Origin of the sequence: Salmonella sp. 741265055_HSA (assembly GCF_046569525.1) — a bacterium.
Classification (GTDB): Bacteria; Pseudomonadota; Gammaproteobacteria; order Enterobacterales; family Enterobacteriaceae; genus Salmonella; species Salmonella enterica.
Genome location: NZ_JBKFSQ010000013.1, coordinates 37,373 through 54,541, shown reverse-complemented (window position 1 = coordinate 54,541; position 17,169 = coordinate 37,373). Strand labels below are relative to the sequence as shown.

General features: G+C 52.9%; 18 protein-coding genes. 9 read left to right on the top strand and 9 right to left on the bottom strand.

The genetic code is table 11. From position 1 onward, the window contains the following. Nucleotides 1-99: 99 nt before the first annotated feature. The 7 genes from ACLD4K_RS09615 to ACLD4K_RS09585 form a co-directional block, all read right to left on the bottom strand. Nucleotides 100-345: a DUF2542 family protein gene (locus ACLD4K_RS09615; RefSeq protein ID WP_411011756.1), complete on the bottom strand. Its 246-nt coding sequence runs from the start codon at nucleotides 343-345 to the stop codon at nucleotides 100-102. Beyond that, complete coding sequence (gene sanA, locus ACLD4K_RS09610; RefSeq protein WP_000920081.1) at nucleotides 342-1,061, bottom strand: outer membrane permeability protein SanA; 720 nt, start codon at nucleotides 1,059-1,061, stop codon at nucleotides 342-344. Before sanA ends, ACLD4K_RS09615 begins: the two co-directional genes overlap by 4 nt. A 186-nt stretch (nucleotides 1,062-1,247) precedes the next feature. Beyond that, nucleotides 1,248-3,290 (bottom strand): hypothetical protein, encoded by a 2,043-nt coding sequence (locus ACLD4K_RS09605; protein ID WP_411011755.1) that lies wholly within the window; start codon nucleotides 3,288-3,290, stop codon nucleotides 1,248-1,250. Between the two features lie 428 nt (nucleotides 3,291-3,718). Beyond that, nucleotides 3,719-4,603, bottom strand: a complete 885-nt coding sequence (cdd, locus tag ACLD4K_RS09600) for a cytidine deaminase (protein ID WP_001629962.1) — start codon at nucleotides 4,601-4,603, stop codon at nucleotides 3,719-3,721. Between the two features lie 153 nt (nucleotides 4,604-4,756). Next, nucleotides 4,757-5,452: a CidB/LrgB family autolysis modulator gene (locus tag ACLD4K_RS09595; protein WP_058110907.1), complete on the bottom strand. Its 696-nt coding sequence runs from the start codon at nucleotides 5,450-5,452 to the stop codon at nucleotides 4,757-4,759. Continuing rightward, on the bottom strand, nucleotides 5,449-5,847 hold the full coding sequence (locus ACLD4K_RS09590; RefSeq protein WP_000045719.1) for a CidA/LrgA family protein: 399 nt from the start codon (nucleotides 5,845-5,847) through the stop codon (nucleotides 5,449-5,451). Before ACLD4K_RS09590 ends, ACLD4K_RS09595 begins: the two co-directional genes overlap by 4 nt. 131 nt (nucleotides 5,848-5,978) lie before the next feature. Then, the gene (locus tag ACLD4K_RS09585) at nucleotides 5,979-6,887 is read right to left on the bottom strand and encodes a LysR substrate-binding domain-containing protein (protein WP_374735805.1); all 909 of its coding nucleotides are present in this window, start codon (nucleotides 6,885-6,887) and stop codon (nucleotides 5,979-5,981) included. A 125-nt stretch (nucleotides 6,888-7,012) separates the two neighbouring features. Between ACLD4K_RS09585 and ACLD4K_RS09580 the strand changes: the two genes are divergently transcribed. The 6 genes from ACLD4K_RS09580 to dusC all read left to right on the top strand — a co-directional run bounded on the left by ACLD4K_RS09580 (nucleotide 7,013) and on the right by dusC (nucleotide 13,045). Beyond that, nucleotides 7,013-8,371: an MFS transporter gene (locus ACLD4K_RS09580; RefSeq protein WP_023201136.1), complete on the top strand. Its 1,359-nt coding sequence runs from the start codon at nucleotides 7,013-7,015 to the stop codon at nucleotides 8,369-8,371. A gap of 11 nt (nucleotides 8,372-8,382) precedes the next feature. Then, nucleotides 8,383-9,420 carry a gentisate 1,2-dioxygenase gene (gene gtdA / locus ACLD4K_RS09575; RefSeq protein WP_183059271.1) on the top strand — a complete coding sequence of 346 codons (1,038 nt, stop codon included), beginning with the start codon at nucleotides 8,383-8,385 and terminating at the stop codon, nucleotides 9,418-9,420. A 15-nt stretch (nucleotides 9,421-9,435) separates the two neighbouring features. Beyond that, nucleotides 9,436-10,137, top strand: a complete 702-nt coding sequence (locus ACLD4K_RS09570) for a fumarylacetoacetate hydrolase family protein (protein ID WP_000170627.1) — start codon at nucleotides 9,436-9,438, stop codon at nucleotides 10,135-10,137. Nucleotides 10,138-10,145: 8 nt separating this feature from the next. Further along, nucleotides 10,146-10,790: a maleylacetoacetate isomerase gene (gene maiA / locus ACLD4K_RS09565; protein ID WP_000781187.1), complete on the top strand. Its 645-nt coding sequence runs from the start codon at nucleotides 10,146-10,148 to the stop codon at nucleotides 10,788-10,790. A 14-nt stretch (nucleotides 10,791-10,804) separates the two neighbouring features. Next, complete coding sequence (locus tag ACLD4K_RS09560; RefSeq protein WP_411011754.1) at nucleotides 10,805-11,998, top strand: 3-hydroxybenzoate 6-monooxygenase; 1,194 nt, start codon at nucleotides 10,805-10,807, stop codon at nucleotides 11,996-11,998. A gap of 108 nt (nucleotides 11,999-12,106) precedes the next feature. Continuing rightward, nucleotides 12,107-13,045: a tRNA dihydrouridine(16) synthase DusC gene (gene dusC, locus ACLD4K_RS09555; protein WP_001264846.1), complete on the top strand. Its 939-nt coding sequence runs from the start codon at nucleotides 12,107-12,109 to the stop codon at nucleotides 13,043-13,045. A 57-nt stretch (nucleotides 13,046-13,102) separates the two neighbouring features. Here the strand turns inward: dusC and yohP are convergent, their stop codons facing one another. Next, nucleotides 13,103-13,186, bottom strand: a complete 84-nt coding sequence (gene yohP / locus ACLD4K_RS09550) for a small membrane protein YohP (RefSeq protein WP_000698460.1) — start codon at nucleotides 13,184-13,186, stop codon at nucleotides 13,103-13,105. Nucleotides 13,187-13,503: 317 nt separating this feature from the next. Between yohP and mdtQ the strand changes: the two genes are divergently transcribed. Beyond that, entirely contained in the window at nucleotides 13,504-14,940 is a 1,437-nt protein-coding gene (gene mdtQ, locus ACLD4K_RS09545; RefSeq protein ID WP_411011753.1) for a multidrug resistance outer membrane protein MdtQ, read from the top strand. A 65-nt stretch (nucleotides 14,941-15,005) separates the two neighbouring features. Further along, nucleotides 15,006-15,767, top strand: coding sequence for an SDR family oxidoreductase (locus ACLD4K_RS09540; RefSeq protein ID WP_000169608.1), 762 nt, complete (start codon nucleotides 15,006-15,008; stop codon nucleotides 15,765-15,767). Nucleotides 15,768-15,815: 48 nt separating this feature from the next. On the opposite strand, the gene ACLD4K_RS09535 is transcribed toward ACLD4K_RS09540, so the two are convergent. After that, nucleotides 15,816-16,385 carry a DedA family protein gene (locus ACLD4K_RS09535; RefSeq protein WP_001523476.1) on the bottom strand — a complete coding sequence of 190 codons (570 nt, stop codon included), beginning with the start codon at nucleotides 16,383-16,385 and terminating at the stop codon, nucleotides 15,816-15,818. Nucleotides 16,386-16,543: 158 nt separating this feature from the next. Here ACLD4K_RS09535 and ACLD4K_RS09530 point away from each other — a divergent pair, with 158 nt between their 5' ends. Continuing rightward, the gene (locus tag ACLD4K_RS09530) at nucleotides 16,544-17,131 is read left to right on the top strand and encodes a Yip1 family protein (RefSeq protein ID WP_001017057.1); all 588 of its coding nucleotides are present in this window, start codon (nucleotides 16,544-16,546) and stop codon (nucleotides 17,129-17,131) included. The last annotated feature ends 38 nt before the right edge of the window (nucleotides 17,132-17,169 follow it).

Below are 17,169 nucleotides of genomic sequence, written 5' to 3'. Positions count from 1 at the left end.
GAAAGAATTCACAAAAAAATGAAACCAGAATGCAAAACAGCATTTGTTCCTTATATCATAATAATAACTATTCTCAATTTTAAAGAAGTAATAAATAGATTAACGATAAAAAAGAAGATAAATAATCATTCCAGTAAATAAAAAACCGCAACCGGTATAAAGAAAAAGATAAGACCAATATTGTACGGGATCGGCATGGCGATAGACATAAACCGGTTTTCGCGCATTTTTGACAACTTTATCTACCGCGCCGGTTCGCCAGCCTTTCCAGGCCTCACGGAAGCAAAAAATCGGGAGTAGCAGAAAGGCTAATATGACAAATATCGTCTGTACATCCATGATCATTTCCCTTTTTTCTTTTCCAGTTCAAGCAATTGTTCCGGCGTAACTGCCGGATACCCCTGGGCGTCATTCGGTACCTGATGCTGCGTGGGGATAGGTACCAGCGGGCCTAAAAAACGCGGTTCGCGTTTAAAAATATAGAGATCCGCCAGCGCGCTAAAGCGGGCGCCAAATTCGCGCAGGCGCACTGTCAGCATATTTTTGGGCGAAGGTACCGCGTAACACTGCGCCTGAATGCCCATATGCAGCGCAATAAACAAGGCGCGTTCGCAGTGGAAGCGCTGAGTGATGATAATAAAGTCGTTGGTATCAAACACTTTGCGGGTACGCACAATGGAGTCAAGCGTACGGAAGCCAGCGTAATCAAGCACAATGTCCGCAGGATCGACGCCCGCCGCGATAAGGTCTTTGCGCATGGTCATCGGTTCGTTATAGCTTTGCAGGGCATTGTCGCCGCTGAGCAGCAGGTAATTAACTTTACCGCTATTGTAAGCGTTTAACGCGCCCTGGATACGGTAACGATAGTACTGATTAATGACACCCTTGCGATAGTATTTGGCGGTCCCTAACACGACGCCAACCTGGCGGTAGGGGAGATCCTGTAGCTCGTCATAGATATAGGGCGCTGTTTTCCAGCTCATCCACCGATCGAGGCCAAGCACCGTCAACAGCAGCAAGCCTACCAGGACCAACAGGCTGTAAAACACGCGCTTTAACATGCAGGAAACTCGATACCAGGATGAAAGTACGATCAGGCTACTGTACCCGAAGGCGTAGCGCAAGAAACCGCCGTCTGATTGCGGAGATTTTCAGCATCATAGTCAGGTGCCAGAGTATACATGTTCTGGCCAGAGATGTGCGTCTATGAAAAATAAGAGCGCGTTGCGTCATAAAAAATGATGTTCTCAGGTATTCTCAAGCAAAACGGTTTCGCGGAAGGAAAGCACTTTTATGAGCGCCGCAATGATTTTTTCGTTTACCTCGTTGCCCAGACTCAGGCATGACGCATCTCTTTTTCGTAACGTATTTAAGTAAGTAAGGAAAACAGTAAATTCTTCGGGTAGGCCTTCTAATAAAGCGGGATTAAAATCACCATTATAGATGTGGTCTATCGCTGTCAGGCACCTCTGTTTATCCGTTTCTTGTAAAATAGCGCGGTGTCCGCGCGAACAAGCACTAATAACCTCTTTTAATATATGCACTTGATCCTTTGGACGTGTTCTTCGAAGATTTATCATGTAAACGAGCCTGTCTGAACAGTTAAATAATCGCTGGGTAATGGCCCCCGTACTCTTAAGATCTACCAGCAAGGCTATCGTTTGCACAGTAATCGCTTCATTGCCAGCCAGGTAGGCCGCCCTTTTTAATGCTTTTGCGCCGACTGACGTACCTTCGTATGGATTTTGGTGCAGAAAAAGATTCAATGTATTTATAATAAACATTAACATCATTTCTGGAGCTGTTCCTTTACCTATGCTTCGCATAATTGAGCCAGATAAAGATGAGAATAAACTTAACCCCTGACTTAGAACCCGTTGTGTTGTCTTGAACGTTGCTTCTTGAGCGATAAACTTCTGCGCCGCTTTTTCGTTTCCTGATGAGCCATATTTGTATGCTTGATACCAGCTTTCACCTAATACAGTTAAGACGATAGGGATATCTATATAGCTGATACCTCTTCCTACATGCCGAAGTATTGTTCCTGCCTGCATTGCACCACTTAGCATTACAAGTGGTGCGATCGCTAATAGCGTGCTTGCCAGGCACAACGTGAGTCTGGCAATCACGGAACCCGTCACAGTACGTTTCTCTATGCACTGATTTATTTCATCTCTTAACTTAGGATACTGGTAAAAAATACTTGGGAAATGGAAGAGTAATGCAGATATAATGTCGCCAAAGAGTTTAACTTGCGATAAGTTTAATGAGAGGACGCTATTAAAGAAAGCGTCCGGTTTCATAGTTATTGGCGCGGTAGGTTCTGGTGTTATACTTTCGCGTTTTAATTCCGCATTATCATATTTTCCATCAAAAAAAAGCGCCTGTATCAAAAGATGAAAACTAATATTCCCACCCGCTCTGAAAGAATAGGGTAATAAATTTTCCACACATTTATGCAATGACATATATGCTTTGTAAAAACAGCCAGATTTCTCATAAACGAGTCTGTATTGTTCAGCGTACATTCTCATGATTTGGCGGACTTTTTCGGCGTTATCACTCTCTGCCGGCATGATATCACCAACGATAGCATCTAATTGATACTGATAACGACACGTTAAAATCTTCAGAATTTTAGCATCAAGTTCAAGGCATACATCATTGGTGGCGACTTCAGTCCGAAGAGAGAGCATTTCTTCGGGGATCGTGACACAGGTATTCCTGGCTTCGATGTATTTAACTTCGTCGTTGACAGCGGGTGTCCTGTCATGAGGGATTTTTATTATACAATCACCGTATTGATTGGCAGCCGTTTCTGAAACAGCCGCTTCTGTTCCCATTGCGTCCAGAAGGTCATTTAATGAGAATTGGGAACCCGTTTGTCGGTGATGAACAGTGAGTTCGTTGCCAGCGGCGCTATCAAGAAGGTTATTTAACGTTAACGTAGAACTATTCCGCGTTATTAAGCCTAAACCGTCTGAATTAACCGGTTGGAAGAGGCGGTTTTTGGTGCTATCGAGAGTATCATTCAGTGTTAACGTCGAACTGCTTCGACTCGATGCATCCCGATACTCCGAACTAAAAGATTGGAGAGATCGGTTTTCTGCGCGATCCAGGAGATCATTTAAGGTTGAAGTTGAACTACTGTGACCTATTAATGGCAGATCCGCTGAATTTATCATCTGGAAAGATCGGTTATTTACATTGACTGCCTTTTGAACAGTTTCATCCTGCATGAAGGACATATCAATAATCACATACTCTTTATTTCCAACTGGCCTCGGCATGTCTTATTCCCCGGTCGTTAGTGGTCGTATGTCGCTCAGTGTCACCCGTAACTGCACAGGGTCTCGCAGGAGGTAAGGACTTTATTTTCTTTCATTTGTGGGCGCTAAGCGTGATGAGAGCCGTGATATTATTACGTTTATTTAAGATAGCCCCCTTGCCTTGTTGAGTATTAGGGGACATGCTATTTTTCGGTTTACAGCGGTTGTATTAATGTAGATGGGGGCTGGCGTAGGCGCCATCAGTTTTTTACCTGACGGCGTTATTTGACGAGAGAAAGAGTTAGAGCCTATCCCACCAGGCGTTATTGGCGCAGCCAGTTTGGACGCGGACAGCGCGCAAAAACCGGAGCGTACACGTAGTACGTGAGGATTTTGAGCACTGCCCAGGTCCAAAATGGCAAGTAAAATAGCCCTAATGGGATAGGCTCTTAGCTGAGAAGCACGCGGTCAATATTATGGCAACCTAACGCTTTCAGCGTTGCGGCGGTGGCATCCCATTGAATTAATGCCGCATCGCCTTTTTCCGCCAGAATCGCACGCTGAATATCCGCATAGTCATAGCCATTGAGACTCAGCAGATTTAGCGCGCCTTGCAGCGGGGGAAGCGTAGGGTTAAAGGCGGCGTTTTCCGCATAGCTGCCGGTGAAAATACGGCCATCTTTACATTCCAGCGCCACGCCGCTCGGTGAGTGGCTATAAGGCATATGGCTCTTATTGGCTGCCGTAATCGCCGCTTGCGTTAGCGTATCGCCCGTTAACGTAAAGCCATGATCCTGCTCGTCCATCAGCAGCGTTTTGATCTCCAGATCTTTTGGCCCGAAAGCGTCAGGCAGATAATCGCGTAACGTATGTGGCGCGCGGCCCGGCAGATGAATGCGCAGATCCAGACCGCTGTTCAGCTCGTTCATAAACTGGCGACAGTGGCCGCAAGGCGTGTAGTTAACGGTGACGGCGGCGAGCCCTTTTTCGCCGCGTAGCCAGGCGTGGCTAATCGCGCTTTGTTCAGCATGCACAGTTTGTTGCATGGTGGCGCCCAGGAACTCCATATTCGCGCCGAAATACCAGTTGCCGCTAACGCCGCGCGCAATCGCGCCGACGTTAAAATGGGACAAATCGGTACGGGCGCAGGCCGCCGCCAGAGGTAACAGTGCGAAAGCCAGCGCGTCTTCGTCCAGTCCCGCCGTATTTTTAAGCGTCGAGACCTGCTCTGCGGTCAGCATGGCGGGAAAATGGTGGTCCGCCAGGATAGGGGCCAGCGCTGATTGCAAATTATCCGCAAGCTGGGCAAAAGCAGTTTGAAAACGTGGATGCATGGCGTTGCCTCATAACAATGTAATGGAACCGTAGTTTACGGGCCTGCTATGTCTTAATATGTGATCTAAATCTCATTGCTTATGCAACTTGTGAAACTTAAATGAAAAATGCGCGACGTATCGCAAATTTTAACCCGGTCTTTTGTCCCGTCGTTAGCGCATTACCGCCAGAATGAGCGGAAACAAAAAGGGCGCTACCAGCGAGGTAATAATGCCGCAGATCACCAGCGCCAGGGAGCTAAACGCGCCTTCCTGGTAATCCAGCTCGGCGCAGCGCGCAGTACCGAGCGCATGTGAGGCGGTCCCCATTGCCAGCCCGCGTGCGGCCTTAGTACGGATGTGCATCGCGTTTAACAGCGTGTGGCCAAACACCGCGCCCAGAATACCGACAAAAATTACGCATACCGCGCTGATCGCAGGGATGCCGCCGATGCTGCCGCCCACCGCCATCGCGATAGGCGTAGTCACGGATTTAGGCAGTACCGATGCCGCGATTTCAGGCGTTGCGCCCATCAGCAAGGCAACGGATGTCCCGGTAATCATCGCTACCATACTGCCGACAAAACAGATGCTAATAATGGATTTCCAACGCGCGCGAATCTGGTGCAATTGTTCATAAAGGGGATAGGCCAGCGCCACCACCGCCGGTTGCAGCAGATCGTTAAGGACTTCGCTGCCTTTGAAGTAGTGCTCGTAGGGAATACCGGTCAGCAACAGAAAAGGAATAATGACTACCATTGCCACCAGCAGCGGATTCAGCAACGGCATTTTAAAATGCGCCGCCAGTCTGCGGGCGGCGAAAAATACCGCCAGCGTCAGCGGTAACGACCACCAGATATATGTCATCATTTTTTCGTTCCCTTCTGCCCAACCACTTTACGCTCACCGTGTATCAGATGTGAACTCCAGCTTACGACCACAAAAACGACCAGCGTACTGATAGCGCAAGAGACCACCACCGGGCCGAATTGCGCGCGCAGTAAATCAAAATATTGCATGACCCCGACGCCAATCGGCACAAACAGCAACGCCATATAACGAATCAGCACATAACAGCCGGGGTTAACCCACTTTGCCGGCAGAATTTGCAGCGCCAGCAACACAAACAGAATTAACATCCCGATAATGCTGCCGGGAATAGTGATAGGAAGCAGTGATGCAAGAAAAATGCCTGCGTACAAACAGGCATAAATCAATACAAAAGCGCGTATATATTGCCAGATAATATTCAGTGACTTACTCATGTTTAAAGCCCTTGATGAGATGGATTCATCATACAATTAAACGTTAAAACGTGCTACCGATCACATCATGAATTCTTAGCATAGTGGGTATAGACAGCAGGAACATCGGGCAATGCCCCTGGTCGGCGGCGTTAAACCTGGGCTAAAAAATACAAAAAGCGACTCAGGGCCAAAGACGGCGTCTCATTCTTACGCCAGAACATCCCTACGCTGCCTTTTTGCTCAATTTTTGGCAAGTTTAAAATCGCCAGTTGCCCCTGGCTGGCATAGCGTTGCGCCAGCCGTAAAGAAAGAATAGAGATCATATCGCTGCTTTGCAGCAAATTGGTGCTGACGTTCATTGACGCCGATTCAATGGTGTTTTCCGGGAGCATGACGCCGTTATCGACGAGGGCGTTGTCAATACTGATGCGAATAGGGGTGCCGGTTGGCCAGACTATCCACCGCCAGTGCGCCAGATCGTTCCAGGCGATCTGTGCTCGCGCGGCCAGCGGATGGTGTGGACGCGCCACAAAGCAGACCGGCTCGGTATAAAGTACCTGATAATTAAGCGGCAGTTGCAGGGCGCGTCCGCCGACACGTCCTACCACCACATCCACCTGACCGGCAAGCAAATCGTGCAGCAGCGGCGTCATTACCTTCTCTTCAATATTCAGATGCAGCGTCGGCATTTCGTTAAGCAGGCTCAGAATCGCCTGTGATACGCAGTCAGTCGCCACGGGTGAACAGCCGATCTTCAGGCTGCCAACCAGGCCGCCCTGCTTGAAACGGGCGATTTCATACTGTGAACGCTCCAGATCGTTAATTAGGCGCTGGGCGTGCTGGAGCAGTAATTTACCGCCTTCCGAGGGGCGTAGCCCTTTACTGTGGCGCTCAAAAAGTGTGATGCCTATCTCATCTTCGAGTTGAGATAACCACTTCGATAGCGCCGGCTGGGAGATATTCATCATCCGGGCGACGTGCGTCAGGTTGCCCTGTTCGCCCAGCGCAACCAGCGTTTGCAGGTGATGTAATTTCAATTTCTGCGCCCAGTTCGCCATTCGCTATAACCTCCAGGTTATGTCTCTGCCTGAAAAGCCATTGTACATTTTATCGCTCACTCTACAAACTCGTAACATAGCAAACATAAAAACAACATCTATCTCCCTGCACTGAGGCATTAACTATGACTCAACGACGTGATCTACAAGCCCTTATTGATGCCGCGCCCGTCGGCAAAATGCAGTGGCGCGTTATCATCTGCTGTTTTCTGGTGGTTATGCTCGATGGTTTCGACACCGCCGCGATTGGCTTCATCGCCCCGGATATTCGTACCCACTGGCAGCTAAGCGCCAGCGAACTTGCGCCGCTGTTTGGCGCAGGGCTGCTGGGGCTTACGGCCGGCGCGCTGCTATGCGGGCCGCTGGCGGATCGCTTTGGCCGCAAGCGGGTCATTGAGCTTTGCGTGGCGCTATTCGGCGCATTGAGCCTGCTTTCCGCTTTCTCGCCGGATATAGAAACCCTGGTGTTGCTGCGCTTCTTAACCGGTCTGGGACTGGGCGGAGCGATGCCGAATACCATCACCATGACGTCGGAATACCTTCCCGCTCGTCGACGCGGAGCGCTGGTCACGCTGATGTTCTGCGGTTTTACCCTGGGGTCAGCGATGGGCGGGATTGTGAGCGCGCAACTGGTGCCGCTGATTGGCTGGCACGGAATTCTGGCGCTAGGCGGCATCTTGCCTTTGCTGCTGTTTTTCGGCCTGCTGTTCGCGCTGCCGGAATCTCCCCGCTGGCAGGTACGTCGCCAACTACCGCAAGCCGTTGTCGCCCGGACGGTCAGCGCCATTACCGGCGAGCGCTATCACGATACGCAATTCTTTCTGCATGAGACGGCAGCCGTCGCCAAAGGCAGTATTCGCCAGCTTTTTGCCGGGCGACAGCTTGTCATTACCCTGATGTTATGGGTGGTGTTCTTTATGAGCCTGCTCATTATCTATCTGCTTTCCAGCTGGATGCCGACGTTACTTAACCATCGCGGTATTGATCTGCAACAGGCGTCGTGGGTGACTGCCGCATTCCAGGTTGGCGGCACGCTTGGCGCGCTGTTACTCGGCGTGTTGATGGACCGGCTTAACCCGTTCCGGGTACTGGCGGTGAGCTATGCGCTGGGCGCGGTTTGCATTGTCATGATAGGCCTGAGCGAAAACGGCCTTTGGCTGATGGCGCTGGCGATTTTTGGTACCGGCATCGGTATTAGCGGTTCCCAGGTAGGGCTGAATGCTCTGACGGCAACGCTGTACCCCACCCAAAGCCGGGCGACGGGCGTGAGCTGGTCGAACGCCATTGGACGCTGCGGGGCGATTGTCGGTTCGCTCTCCGGCGGCATGATGATGGCCCTCAATTTCTCTTTCGATACGTTGTTTTTTGTCATTGCTATTCCGGCGGCTATCAGCGCGGTAATGCTTACCCTGCTGACGGTGGTTGTCCGCCTTTCGATTTCTGTACCTGACGACCTGCCGCGTGCCAGCGTCGTAAACGAATAAGGAGAATCTCCATGTCTGCAATAAATCAGAACGTAAAAGATAGCCGTCAACAGTATTACCAGCATATTTCCGGGCAGAATCTGACGCCGCTGTGGGAATCGTTACATCACCTGGTACCGCAGACGCCAAACGCCAACTGCGCGCCGGCCTACTGGAATTATCAGGAAATTCGTCCGCTACTGATGGAAAGCGGCAATGTCATTGGCGCGAAAGAGGCGATCCGCCGGGTGCTGGTGCTGGAAAATCCGGCATTGCGCGGTCAGTCGTCGATTACGGCGACCTTATACGCTGGTTTACAGCTGATCCTGCCCGGCGAAGTCGCGCCGAGTCATCGCCATAACCAGTCGGCGCTGCGTTTTATCGTCGAAGGTAAAGGCGCATTTACCGCGGTGGACGGCGAGCGCACGCCAATGCATACCGGCGATTTTATCCTGACGCCGCAGTGGCGCTGGCACGATCATGGTAATCCGGGGTCAGAGCCGGTGGTATGGCTGGATGGTCTGGATCTGCCGTTAGTCAACCTCCTGGGCTGTGGGTTTGCGGAAGACTATCCCGAAGATCAGCAGCCGGTAACGCGAAAAGAGGGCGATTATCTGCCGCGCTATGCAGCGAATATGCTGCCGCTGCGCCACCAGCGCGGGAATTCGTCGCCGATTTTCAACTACCGTTACGACCGCAGTCGCGAGGCGCTGCACGATCTGACCCGTATGGGCGATCCGGATGAGTGGGAAGGTTACAAGCTGCGTTACGTTAATCCCGTCACCGGCGGTTATCCGATGCCGTCAATGGGCGCGTTCCTGCAACTGCTGCCAAAAGGCTTTGCCTCGCGTGTGGCGCGGAGCACCGACAGCACTATCTACCACGTCGTTGAAGGGGCAGGGCAGGTCACTATCGGCAACGAAACTTTTCATTTTTCCGCAAAAGACATTTTTGTGGCGCCGACCTGGCATGAGGTGTCGTTTCGTAGCAGCGAAGACACGGTGTTATTCAGCTTTTCGGACAAGCCGGTTCAGGAAGCCCTGGGGCTGTTCCGCGAAGCACGTTATTAATTAGGGAGAGAGAACATGACCAAATATGTATTCCAGCCGCAGGCCCCGGTGACAGTACCAGTGGCGGGCAGTGATGAGCAGTTTCCGGTACGTCGCGTTTACTGCGTGGGTCGCAACTATGCCGCCCATGCCCGTGAAATGGGCTTTGATCCCGATCGCGAACCGCCGTTCTTCTTTTGTAAACCAGCGGACGCTGTCGTCCCGGTAGTGGCGGGGGATACCCTGGAACTGCCGTATCCGGCGCAGACCGATAACTACCATTATGAAATTGAGCTGGTGGTGGCGATTGGTAAAAAGGGGAGCGATATCCCGCTGGAAAAAGCCCATGAATATGTCTGGGGATACGCCACCGGTCTGGACATGACGCGTCGCGATCGTCAGATGGAAATGCGTCAGATGGGACGCCCGTGGGAAATTGGCAAAGCGTTCGATCTCTCCGCGCCCATTGCGCCATTACACAAAGCCGCTGAAACGCATAATGTGGATAACGCCCCTATTTGGCTACAGGTTAACGGCGAAGACCATCAGCGCAGCGATATTCGTCATCTGATTTGGTCGGTGAATGAAACCATCAGCTATTTGTCCGGCTTTTTTGAATTGCAGCCAGGCGATTTGATTTTCACCGGTACGCCAGAGGGGGTGGGCGCCGTGGTGAAAGGGGATGTCATCACCGGGAACGTAGAAGGTCTGACGCCGATTGCTGTGAAAATTGTCTGAGGTGAACGATGAAGCTGTACAGTTTCTTTAATAGTTCGGCGTCTTATCGTGTACGTATTGCGCTGGCGTTAAAGGGGATTGATTACCAGACGGTGGGCGTCAATATTCGTATCGGCCAGCAGAATGCGCTGGCCTACCGACGGATGAATCCGGTAGGCCTGGTGCCGACGCTGGTCACTGATGACGGCGAATCGTTGGGGCAATCGCTGGCCATCGTCGACTGGCTGGACCGACATTTTCCGCAAACGCCGCTGCTGCCGACGAGCGACCCGGCGCGCAGCCAGGCGCTGGAAATTGTCTACGCTATCGCCTGCGATATACACCCAATCAATAACATGCGCGTGTTGCGCTACCTGACCGATGAGCTGAAGGTTAGCGAAGAGGATAAAAAACGCTGGTACGCCCACTGGATACAGCAAGGGTTAAGCGCGGTAGAGCAGCTATTGCGTAAAAGTCAGTCCGGACGATTCTGCGTGGGCGACACGCCAGGCCTTGCGGACTGCTGCCTGATTCCTCAGTGGGCGAATGCGCTCAGGATGGGCTGCGATTTATCAGGCTATCCGCGCTGTAAAGCCGTTTATGACGCTTGCGTACAGCTACCGGCGTTTATTGCCGCCGCGCCGGAAAATCAACAAGATAAAATCCCGGCCTGAAAAGGAGAATGACCATGACTCACGTGACAAGCGCAATTATTGTAGGTGGCGGAATCGGCGGCGCGGCGACCGCGCTGTCGCTGGCGCGCCAGGGAATAAAAGTCATGCTGTTGGAAAAAGCGCACGAAATTGGCGAGATTGGCGCGGGTATTCAGCTTGGGCCGAACGCTTTTTCGGCGCTGGATAGTCTCGGGGTGGGCGATGTTGCCCGCCAGCGTGCGGTGTTTACCGATCACATTACCATGATGGATGCCGTGAATGCCGAAGAAGTGGTATGCATTGAAACCGGACAGGCGTTCCGTGACCATTTTGGCGGGCCGTATGCGGTAATTCACCGGGTAGATATTCATGCAACGGTATGGGAAGCGGCGCTGACGCACCCTGGCGTGGAGTATCGTACCTCGACCCATATTGTCGATATCCGCCAGACGCCGGATGACGTTACGGTGTTTGATGAGCATGGAAATAGCTGGACGGCGGATATTCTCGTGGGTTGCGACGGCGTTAAATCGGTCGTGCGGCAAAGTTTACTCGGCGATGCGCCGCGCGTAACGGGGCATGTAGTTTATCGGGCGGTGATTGATTGCGACGATATGCCGGACGATTTACGTATTAACGCACCGGTGCTGTGGGCAGGCCCGCATTGTCACCTGGTCCATTATCCGCTCCGTGGAGGTCAACAGTACAATCTGGTGGTGACATTCCATAGCCGCCAGCAAGAAGAGTGGGGCGTGAAAGACGGCAGTAAAGAAGAGGTGCTCTCTTATTTTGCCGGTATTCATCCCCGCCCGCGTCAGATGTTGGATAAGCCGACCTCCTGGCGCCGCTGGTCGACCGCCGATCGCGAGCCGGTCGCGAAATGGGGAACCGAGCGTATCACTCTGGTGGGCGACGCCGCGCATCCGGTGGCGCAATATATGGCCCAGGGGGCCTGTATGGCGCTGGAAGACGCCGTCACGCTGGGCAAAGCGCTGGAACGCTGCGACGGCGACGCGCAGCAGGCATTTGCGCTGTATGAGTCGGTGCGTATTCCCCGCACGGCGCGTATCGTCTGGTCTACCCGCGAGATGGGGCGTCTCTATCACGCCGCCGGGGTGGAGCGTCAGGTACGTAATCTGTTGTGGAAAGGAAAATCGCAGGAGGCGTTTTATCGCGGTATCGAATGGCTGTACGGCTGGAAAGAAGATAACTGTCTTGAGCCGCGTTGAGCACTTTACGTGACGTAGCGTGGCGTTTGCGCCGCCACCCGGCAAAAAGTTTTGCTCATCGCAGAGAGGCGTTATGATAGCGCCTCTTTTTTTGCTGTGGATACCGATATGCGTGTTTTACTGGCGCCGATGGAAGGCGTGCTCGACGCGTTAGTGCGCGAGCTGCTGACCGAAGTGAATGATTACGATCTCTGCATCACCGAATTTGTGCGCGTGGTGGATCAGCTGCTGCCGGTAAAAGTGTTTCATCGCATCTGCCCGGAGTTGCTTCACGCCAGCCGCACGCCGTCCGGCACGCCGGTGCGTATTCAGCTTCTGGGCCAGCATCCGCAGTGGCTGGCGGAAAACGCCGCGCGGGCGACGGCGTTGGGATCGTATGGCGTGGACCTGAACTGCGGCTGTCCGTCAAAAGTGGTGAACGGCAGCGGCGGCGGCGCGACATTGCTCAAAGATCCCGAACTCATCTATCAGGGCGCGAAAGCGATGCGGGCCGCGGTACCGTCGCATCTGCCGGTGACGGTAAAAGTGCGTCTCGGCTGGGATAGCGGCGATAGAAAATTTGAAATCGCCGATGCGGTGCAGCAGGCCGGCGCCAGTGAACTGGTGGTGCATGGTCGTACCAAAGCGCAGGGCTACCGCGCCGAGCATATCGACTGGCAGGCGATCGGCGAAATACGCCAGCGTCTGACTATTCCGGTTATCGCTAATGGCGAAATCTGGGACTGGCAGAGCGCGCAGGCATGTATGGCGACCAGCGGCTGCGATGCGGTGATGATTGGCCGTGGGGCGTTAAATATTCCTAACCTGAGCCGGGTGGTGAAGTATAACGAACCGCGTATGCCGTGGCCGGAAGTGGTGACGTTATTACAAAAATATACCCGACTGGAAAAGCAGGGCGATACTGGTTTATATCATGTCGCGCGTATTAAACAGTGGTTGGGATATTTACGTAAGGAATATATTGAGGCGACGGAACTCTTTCAGTCGATTCGGGCGTTAAACCGTTCATCCGAGATTGCGCGGGCGATTCAGGCTATTAAAATCTAATCTCTACAGCGTCCAGAACGTGTGCCGGGCAGATACTATCACTGCCCGGCGCAGGAATCAGAAAATCATCTTAAACACGCCCGTTACCACTAACAGCCCAATCAGAAAAATAATTAAGATTGCCCATAGAAGAATTTTCATTGTTTGTCCCTTTATTGGTAAATACAAACAAAGTATAGGAAAGTATTAAGCCATCTGCTGCCTTGTTGGGCGCGGCGACGTTTAACTCATGAAGGCTGCTGGCGCGTATTGCAGCAAAATCGTTCATTTATTAACGGGTTAATGGGACTTTACATTGAATCATTACATCAAAAAATGTATTAGATGGAATCATTTGCTAATCATATAAATTTCAAAATATGTCTTTTGTTGTCTGATGATGTATTGCCACGCGTAACTAAAAAATAGATCGCCGTAAGACGTACTCTCTGCGCACCTTTTTTTATCAGAACACCTCCATGAATCGTAATTCTTTCCTTGCCGCGACAGCGAGCTTACCGCTTTTTATTTTGCTGGCGGGCTGCGCCCCCATGCATGATACCCGCCAGTCGCTGACCCAGCAGACGCCCTCTTCTCATGTTGATTCCAGCCTGCCGGCGGCATTGAAAAACGGTTGGCCGGATAGCCAGTGGTGGAAGGCGTATCACGATGTGCAGCTTGACGCGCTGGTTGATAATGCCATACAGCATTCGCCGGATATGCAGGTGGCTGAACAGCGTATTCAACTGGCGGAAGCGCAGGCGAAAGCGGTTGAGGCGCAGGACGGCCCGCAGCTCGACTTTTCTGCCGACATTGAGCGCCAGCGAATGTCCGCGGAAGGGCTGATGGGGCCATTCGCGATTACCGACCCCGCGGCGGGAACGACCGGGCCGTGGTATACCAACGGTACATTCGGCCTGACGGCGGGCTGGGATCTGGATTTATGGGGAAAAAACCGCGCTGAAGTTACCGCGCGGATCGGGGCGGTCAAAGCGCGCGAAGCGGAGCAGGAGCAGACCCGGCAATTGCTGGCAAGCGGCGTGGCGCGACTCTACTGGGAGTGGCAGACGCAGGCGGCGCTGGAAAATGTGCTGATGCAAATCGAGCATGAGCAGCAAAACGTGGTGGCGGTGAACCGGGAGCTGTATCAACACGGCATTACCTCTTCCGTCGAAGGCGTCGAGACCGATATCGACGCCAGTAAAACCCAGCAGCAGCTGAATGACGTTAACGGTAAAATGAAGGTGATTGAAGCGCGGCTCAGCGCGTTAACCAATACGCAATCGGCGGCGCTCAAGCTACGTCAGGTGAGTCTCCCCGCCGTTGAAAGCCAGTTACCGTCGCAACTGGGGTATTCGTTGCTGGCGCGCCGGGCGGATCTACAGGCCGCGCACTGGTACATTGAATCCTCGTTGAGCAGCATTGACGCCGCGAAGGCCGCGTTTTATCCCGATATCAATCTAATGGCTTTTTTACAGCAGGATGCGTTACATCTGAGCGATTTGTTCCGCCATTCCGCACAGCAATATGGCATTACCGGCGGGTTGACGCTGCCGATTTTCGACAGCGGCAGGCTGAATGCCAACCTCGATATCGCCAAAGCGCAAAGCAACCTTTCTATCGCCAACTACAACAAAGCGGTGGTAGATGCGGTTAATGATGTGGCGCGCGCCGCCAGTCAGGTAGAGACGCTGGCGCAGAAAAATCAGCATCAGCAGCAGATTGAGCATGACGCGCAGCGTGTGGTCGGTCTGGCGCAAGCGCGCTTTAATGCCGGCATTATTGCGGGTTCCCGCGTGAGCGAGGCCAAAATCCCGGCACTGCGCGAGCAGTGTAACGGCTTGCTGTTGCAGGGCCAGTGGCTGGATGCCTCTATTCAGCTTACCAGCGCGCTGGGCGGCGGTTATCATTCCTGATTTTTCCAGATGATTCAGACAGGGTTCCTATACTTAGGCTGTGTATGAATCATCCGGAGAGGAATATGACCAAAGTCGCAATTGTAACGGCATCAGATTCGGGAATTGGCAAAGCGTGTGCGTTGTTATTAGCACAAAACGGTTTTGATATTGGTATCACCTGGCATTCCGATGAACGCGGCGCGCAGGAGACTGCGAAAAAAGCGGCGCAGTTTGGTGTGCGGGCAGAGACCATTCATCTTGACCTGAGCCAGTTACCCGAGGGCGCGCAGGCCATTGAACATCTTATTCAGCGCCTGGGGCGCGTTGACGTGCTGGTCAATAATGCCGGGGCGATGACCAAATCCGCGTTTATTGATATGCCGTTTACGCAGTGGCGGCAAATTTTTACCGTGGATGTCGATGGCGCGTTTCTCTGCGCGCAGATCGCCGCCCGGCATATGATTAAACAAGGAGAGGGAGGGCGTATTATCAACATCACCTCCGTCCATGAGCATACGCCGCTTCCGCAAGCCAGCGCCTATACCGCGGCGAAACATGCGCTGGGGGGATTGACTAAATCCATGGCGCTGGAACTGATTGAACATCATATTTTGGTCAACGCCGTCGCGCCAGGCGCTATCGCCACGCCGATGAATGATATGGATGACAGCGACATTGAGCCGGGATCGGAACCCTCGATCCCTATCGCCCGACCGGGTTCTACGCATGAAATAGCCAGCCTCGTCGCCTGGCTGTGTTCCGAAGGCGCAAGCTATACCACCGGTCAGTCGCTGATTGTCGACGGCGGGTTTATGCTGGCGAATCCGCAATTCAACGCCAAATAAACGCCGGGTGCCGGATGGCGGCGTTATGCCATCCGGATACCATCGGGTTTAACGGGCCTCCGCTTTGCCGCGTCTTTTCAGCCACCAGCGCACGCCCACCACCAGGACGATGGCCAGAATCAGCCAGACCCCGTGCCTGAGATGCTGATCGAGGTCGTGCAGCCATGGCGCGATCACCTCGCCGCCAAGATATCCCAGCGTGGTAAACAGCAGCGCCCAGATCAGCGCGCCTACAATATTCAGCGGCAGAAAAATTTTAGGCGGCAGGCGGCTGGCGCCAATCAGCAACGGGCCAACCACCCGGAAGCCATACATAAAACGCGTGCCGATCACAAACAGATACGGATGGCGTTGGATCATTTTCTGCGCGCGACGAATCTTCGTATGATAACGCGGGAAACGACGCAGGATCTTCCCGCCATAGCATCGTCCTAACAGGTAAAGTAGCTGATCGCCCATCATCCCTCCCAGCGCGACGGCCGCCGCCACCAGCGGAAACTTGAGTAATCCCTGATGCGCCGCGACGCCCCCCAACAGGGTAACGGTTTCACCTTCGGCCATACTGCCGATAACCAGCGCCGCATAGCCATAATGCGTAATAAGCGTGTTGATATCCATGCGTAAACCACCTCCGGCATTAAGCATACACCCTGGCAAGAGGCGTGCGCGGCAAAGCCGACGTTTTGCCGGAGACTATTTCACTATTGTTCATAAAATAACCATAAACTGAATTATACTTGAACATACTGGCATCTGAGGCAGCAGAAGGGGGCAGTATGAACCATGTATGGGGGCTTTTTTCCCATCCCGATCGGGAAATGCAGGTGATCAAAAGCGAAAACGAAACCGTTTCGCATCACTATACGCACCATGTTTTGCTGATGGCGGCGATTCCCGTCGTCTGCGCCTTTATCGGCACGACGCAAATCGGCTGGAATTTTGGCGACGGCAACGTGTTACAACTCTCGCTGTTTACCGCTTTTGCGCTGGCGGTCTTGTTCTACGGCGTGATGCTGGCGGGCGTCGCGGTGATGGGACGCGTCATCTGGTGGATGGCGCGAAACTATCCGCAACGGCCATCGCTTGCGCGCTGTATGGTTTTTGCCGGCTATGTCGCGACGCCGCTGTTTTTAAGTGGTCTGGTGGCGCTCTATCCCCTGGTATGGCTATGCGCACTGGTCGGCGCTGTCGCGCTTTTTTACACCGGCTATTTGCTGTATTTGGGTATTCCGACTTTCCTTAACATTAATAGAGAGGAAGGATTAAGCTTCTCCAGTTCGACGCTCGCTATCGGCGTACTGGTTCTGGAGGTGCTACTGGCGATCACCGTGATCCTGTGGGGATACGGCTACCGCCTGTTCTGATGCGAAAAAGGGCTGGCGCAAAAGCCAGCAATGCAGCA

What these genes read in the sequence shown, in the direction of transcription:
- ACLD4K_RS09595 (WP_058110907.1), bottom strand. Translation starts at nt 5,452, where the DNA reads ATGATGACATATATCTGGTGGTCGTTACCGCTGACGCTGGCGGTATTT.
- mdtQ (WP_411011753.1), top strand. Translation starts at nt 13,504, where the DNA reads ATGAATCGTAATTCTTTCCTTGCCGCGACAGCGAGCTTACCGCTTTTT.
- ACLD4K_RS09580 (WP_023201136.1), top strand. Translation starts at nt 7,013, where the DNA reads ATGACTCAACGACGTGATCTACAAGCCCTTATTGATGCCGCGCCCGTC.
- ACLD4K_RS09540 (WP_000169608.1), top strand. Translation starts at nt 15,006, where the DNA reads ATGACCAAAGTCGCAATTGTAACGGCATCAGATTCGGGAATTGGCAAA.
- ACLD4K_RS09615 (WP_411011756.1), bottom strand. Translation starts at nt 345, where the DNA reads ATGATCATGGATGTACAGACGATATTTGTCATATTAGCCTTTCTGCTA.
- sanA (WP_000920081.1), bottom strand. Translation starts at nt 1,061, where the DNA reads ATGTTAAAGCGCGTGTTTTACAGCCTGTTGGTCCTGGTAGGCTTGCTG.
- ACLD4K_RS09590 (WP_000045719.1), bottom strand. Translation starts at nt 5,847, where the DNA reads ATGAGTAAGTCACTGAATATTATCTGGCAATATATACGCGCTTTTGTA.
- maiA (WP_000781187.1), top strand. Translation starts at nt 10,146, where the DNA reads ATGAAGCTGTACAGTTTCTTTAATAGTTCGGCGTCTTATCGTGTACGT.
- dusC (WP_001264846.1), top strand. Translation starts at nt 12,107, where the DNA reads ATGCGTGTTTTACTGGCGCCGATGGAAGGCGTGCTCGACGCGTTAGTG.
- ACLD4K_RS09560 (WP_411011754.1), top strand. Translation starts at nt 10,805, where the DNA reads ATGACTCACGTGACAAGCGCAATTATTGTAGGTGGCGGAATCGGCGGC.
- ACLD4K_RS09570 (WP_000170627.1), top strand. Translation starts at nt 9,436, where the DNA reads ATGACCAAATATGTATTCCAGCCGCAGGCCCCGGTGACAGTACCAGTG.
- cdd (WP_001629962.1), bottom strand. Translation starts at nt 4,603, where the DNA reads ATGCATCCACGTTTTCAAACTGCTTTTGCCCAGCTTGCGGATAATTTG.
- ACLD4K_RS09530 (WP_001017057.1), top strand. Translation starts at nt 16,544, where the DNA reads ATGAACCATGTATGGGGGCTTTTTTCCCATCCCGATCGGGAAATGCAG.
- yohP (WP_000698460.1), bottom strand. Translation starts at nt 13,186, where the DNA reads ATGAAAATTCTTCTATGGGCAATCTTAATTATTTTTCTGATTGGGCTG.
- ACLD4K_RS09605 (WP_411011755.1), bottom strand. Translation starts at nt 3,290, where the DNA reads ATGCCGAGGCCAGTTGGAAATAAAGAGTATGTGATTATTGATATGTCC.
- gtdA (WP_183059271.1), top strand. Translation starts at nt 8,383, where the DNA reads ATGTCTGCAATAAATCAGAACGTAAAAGATAGCCGTCAACAGTATTAC.
- ACLD4K_RS09535 (WP_001523476.1), bottom strand. Translation starts at nt 16,385, where the DNA reads ATGGATATCAACACGCTTATTACGCATTATGGCTATGCGGCGCTGGTT.
- ACLD4K_RS09585 (WP_374735805.1), bottom strand. Translation starts at nt 6,887, where the DNA reads ATGGCGAACTGGGCGCAGAAATTGAAATTACATCACCTGCAAACGCTG.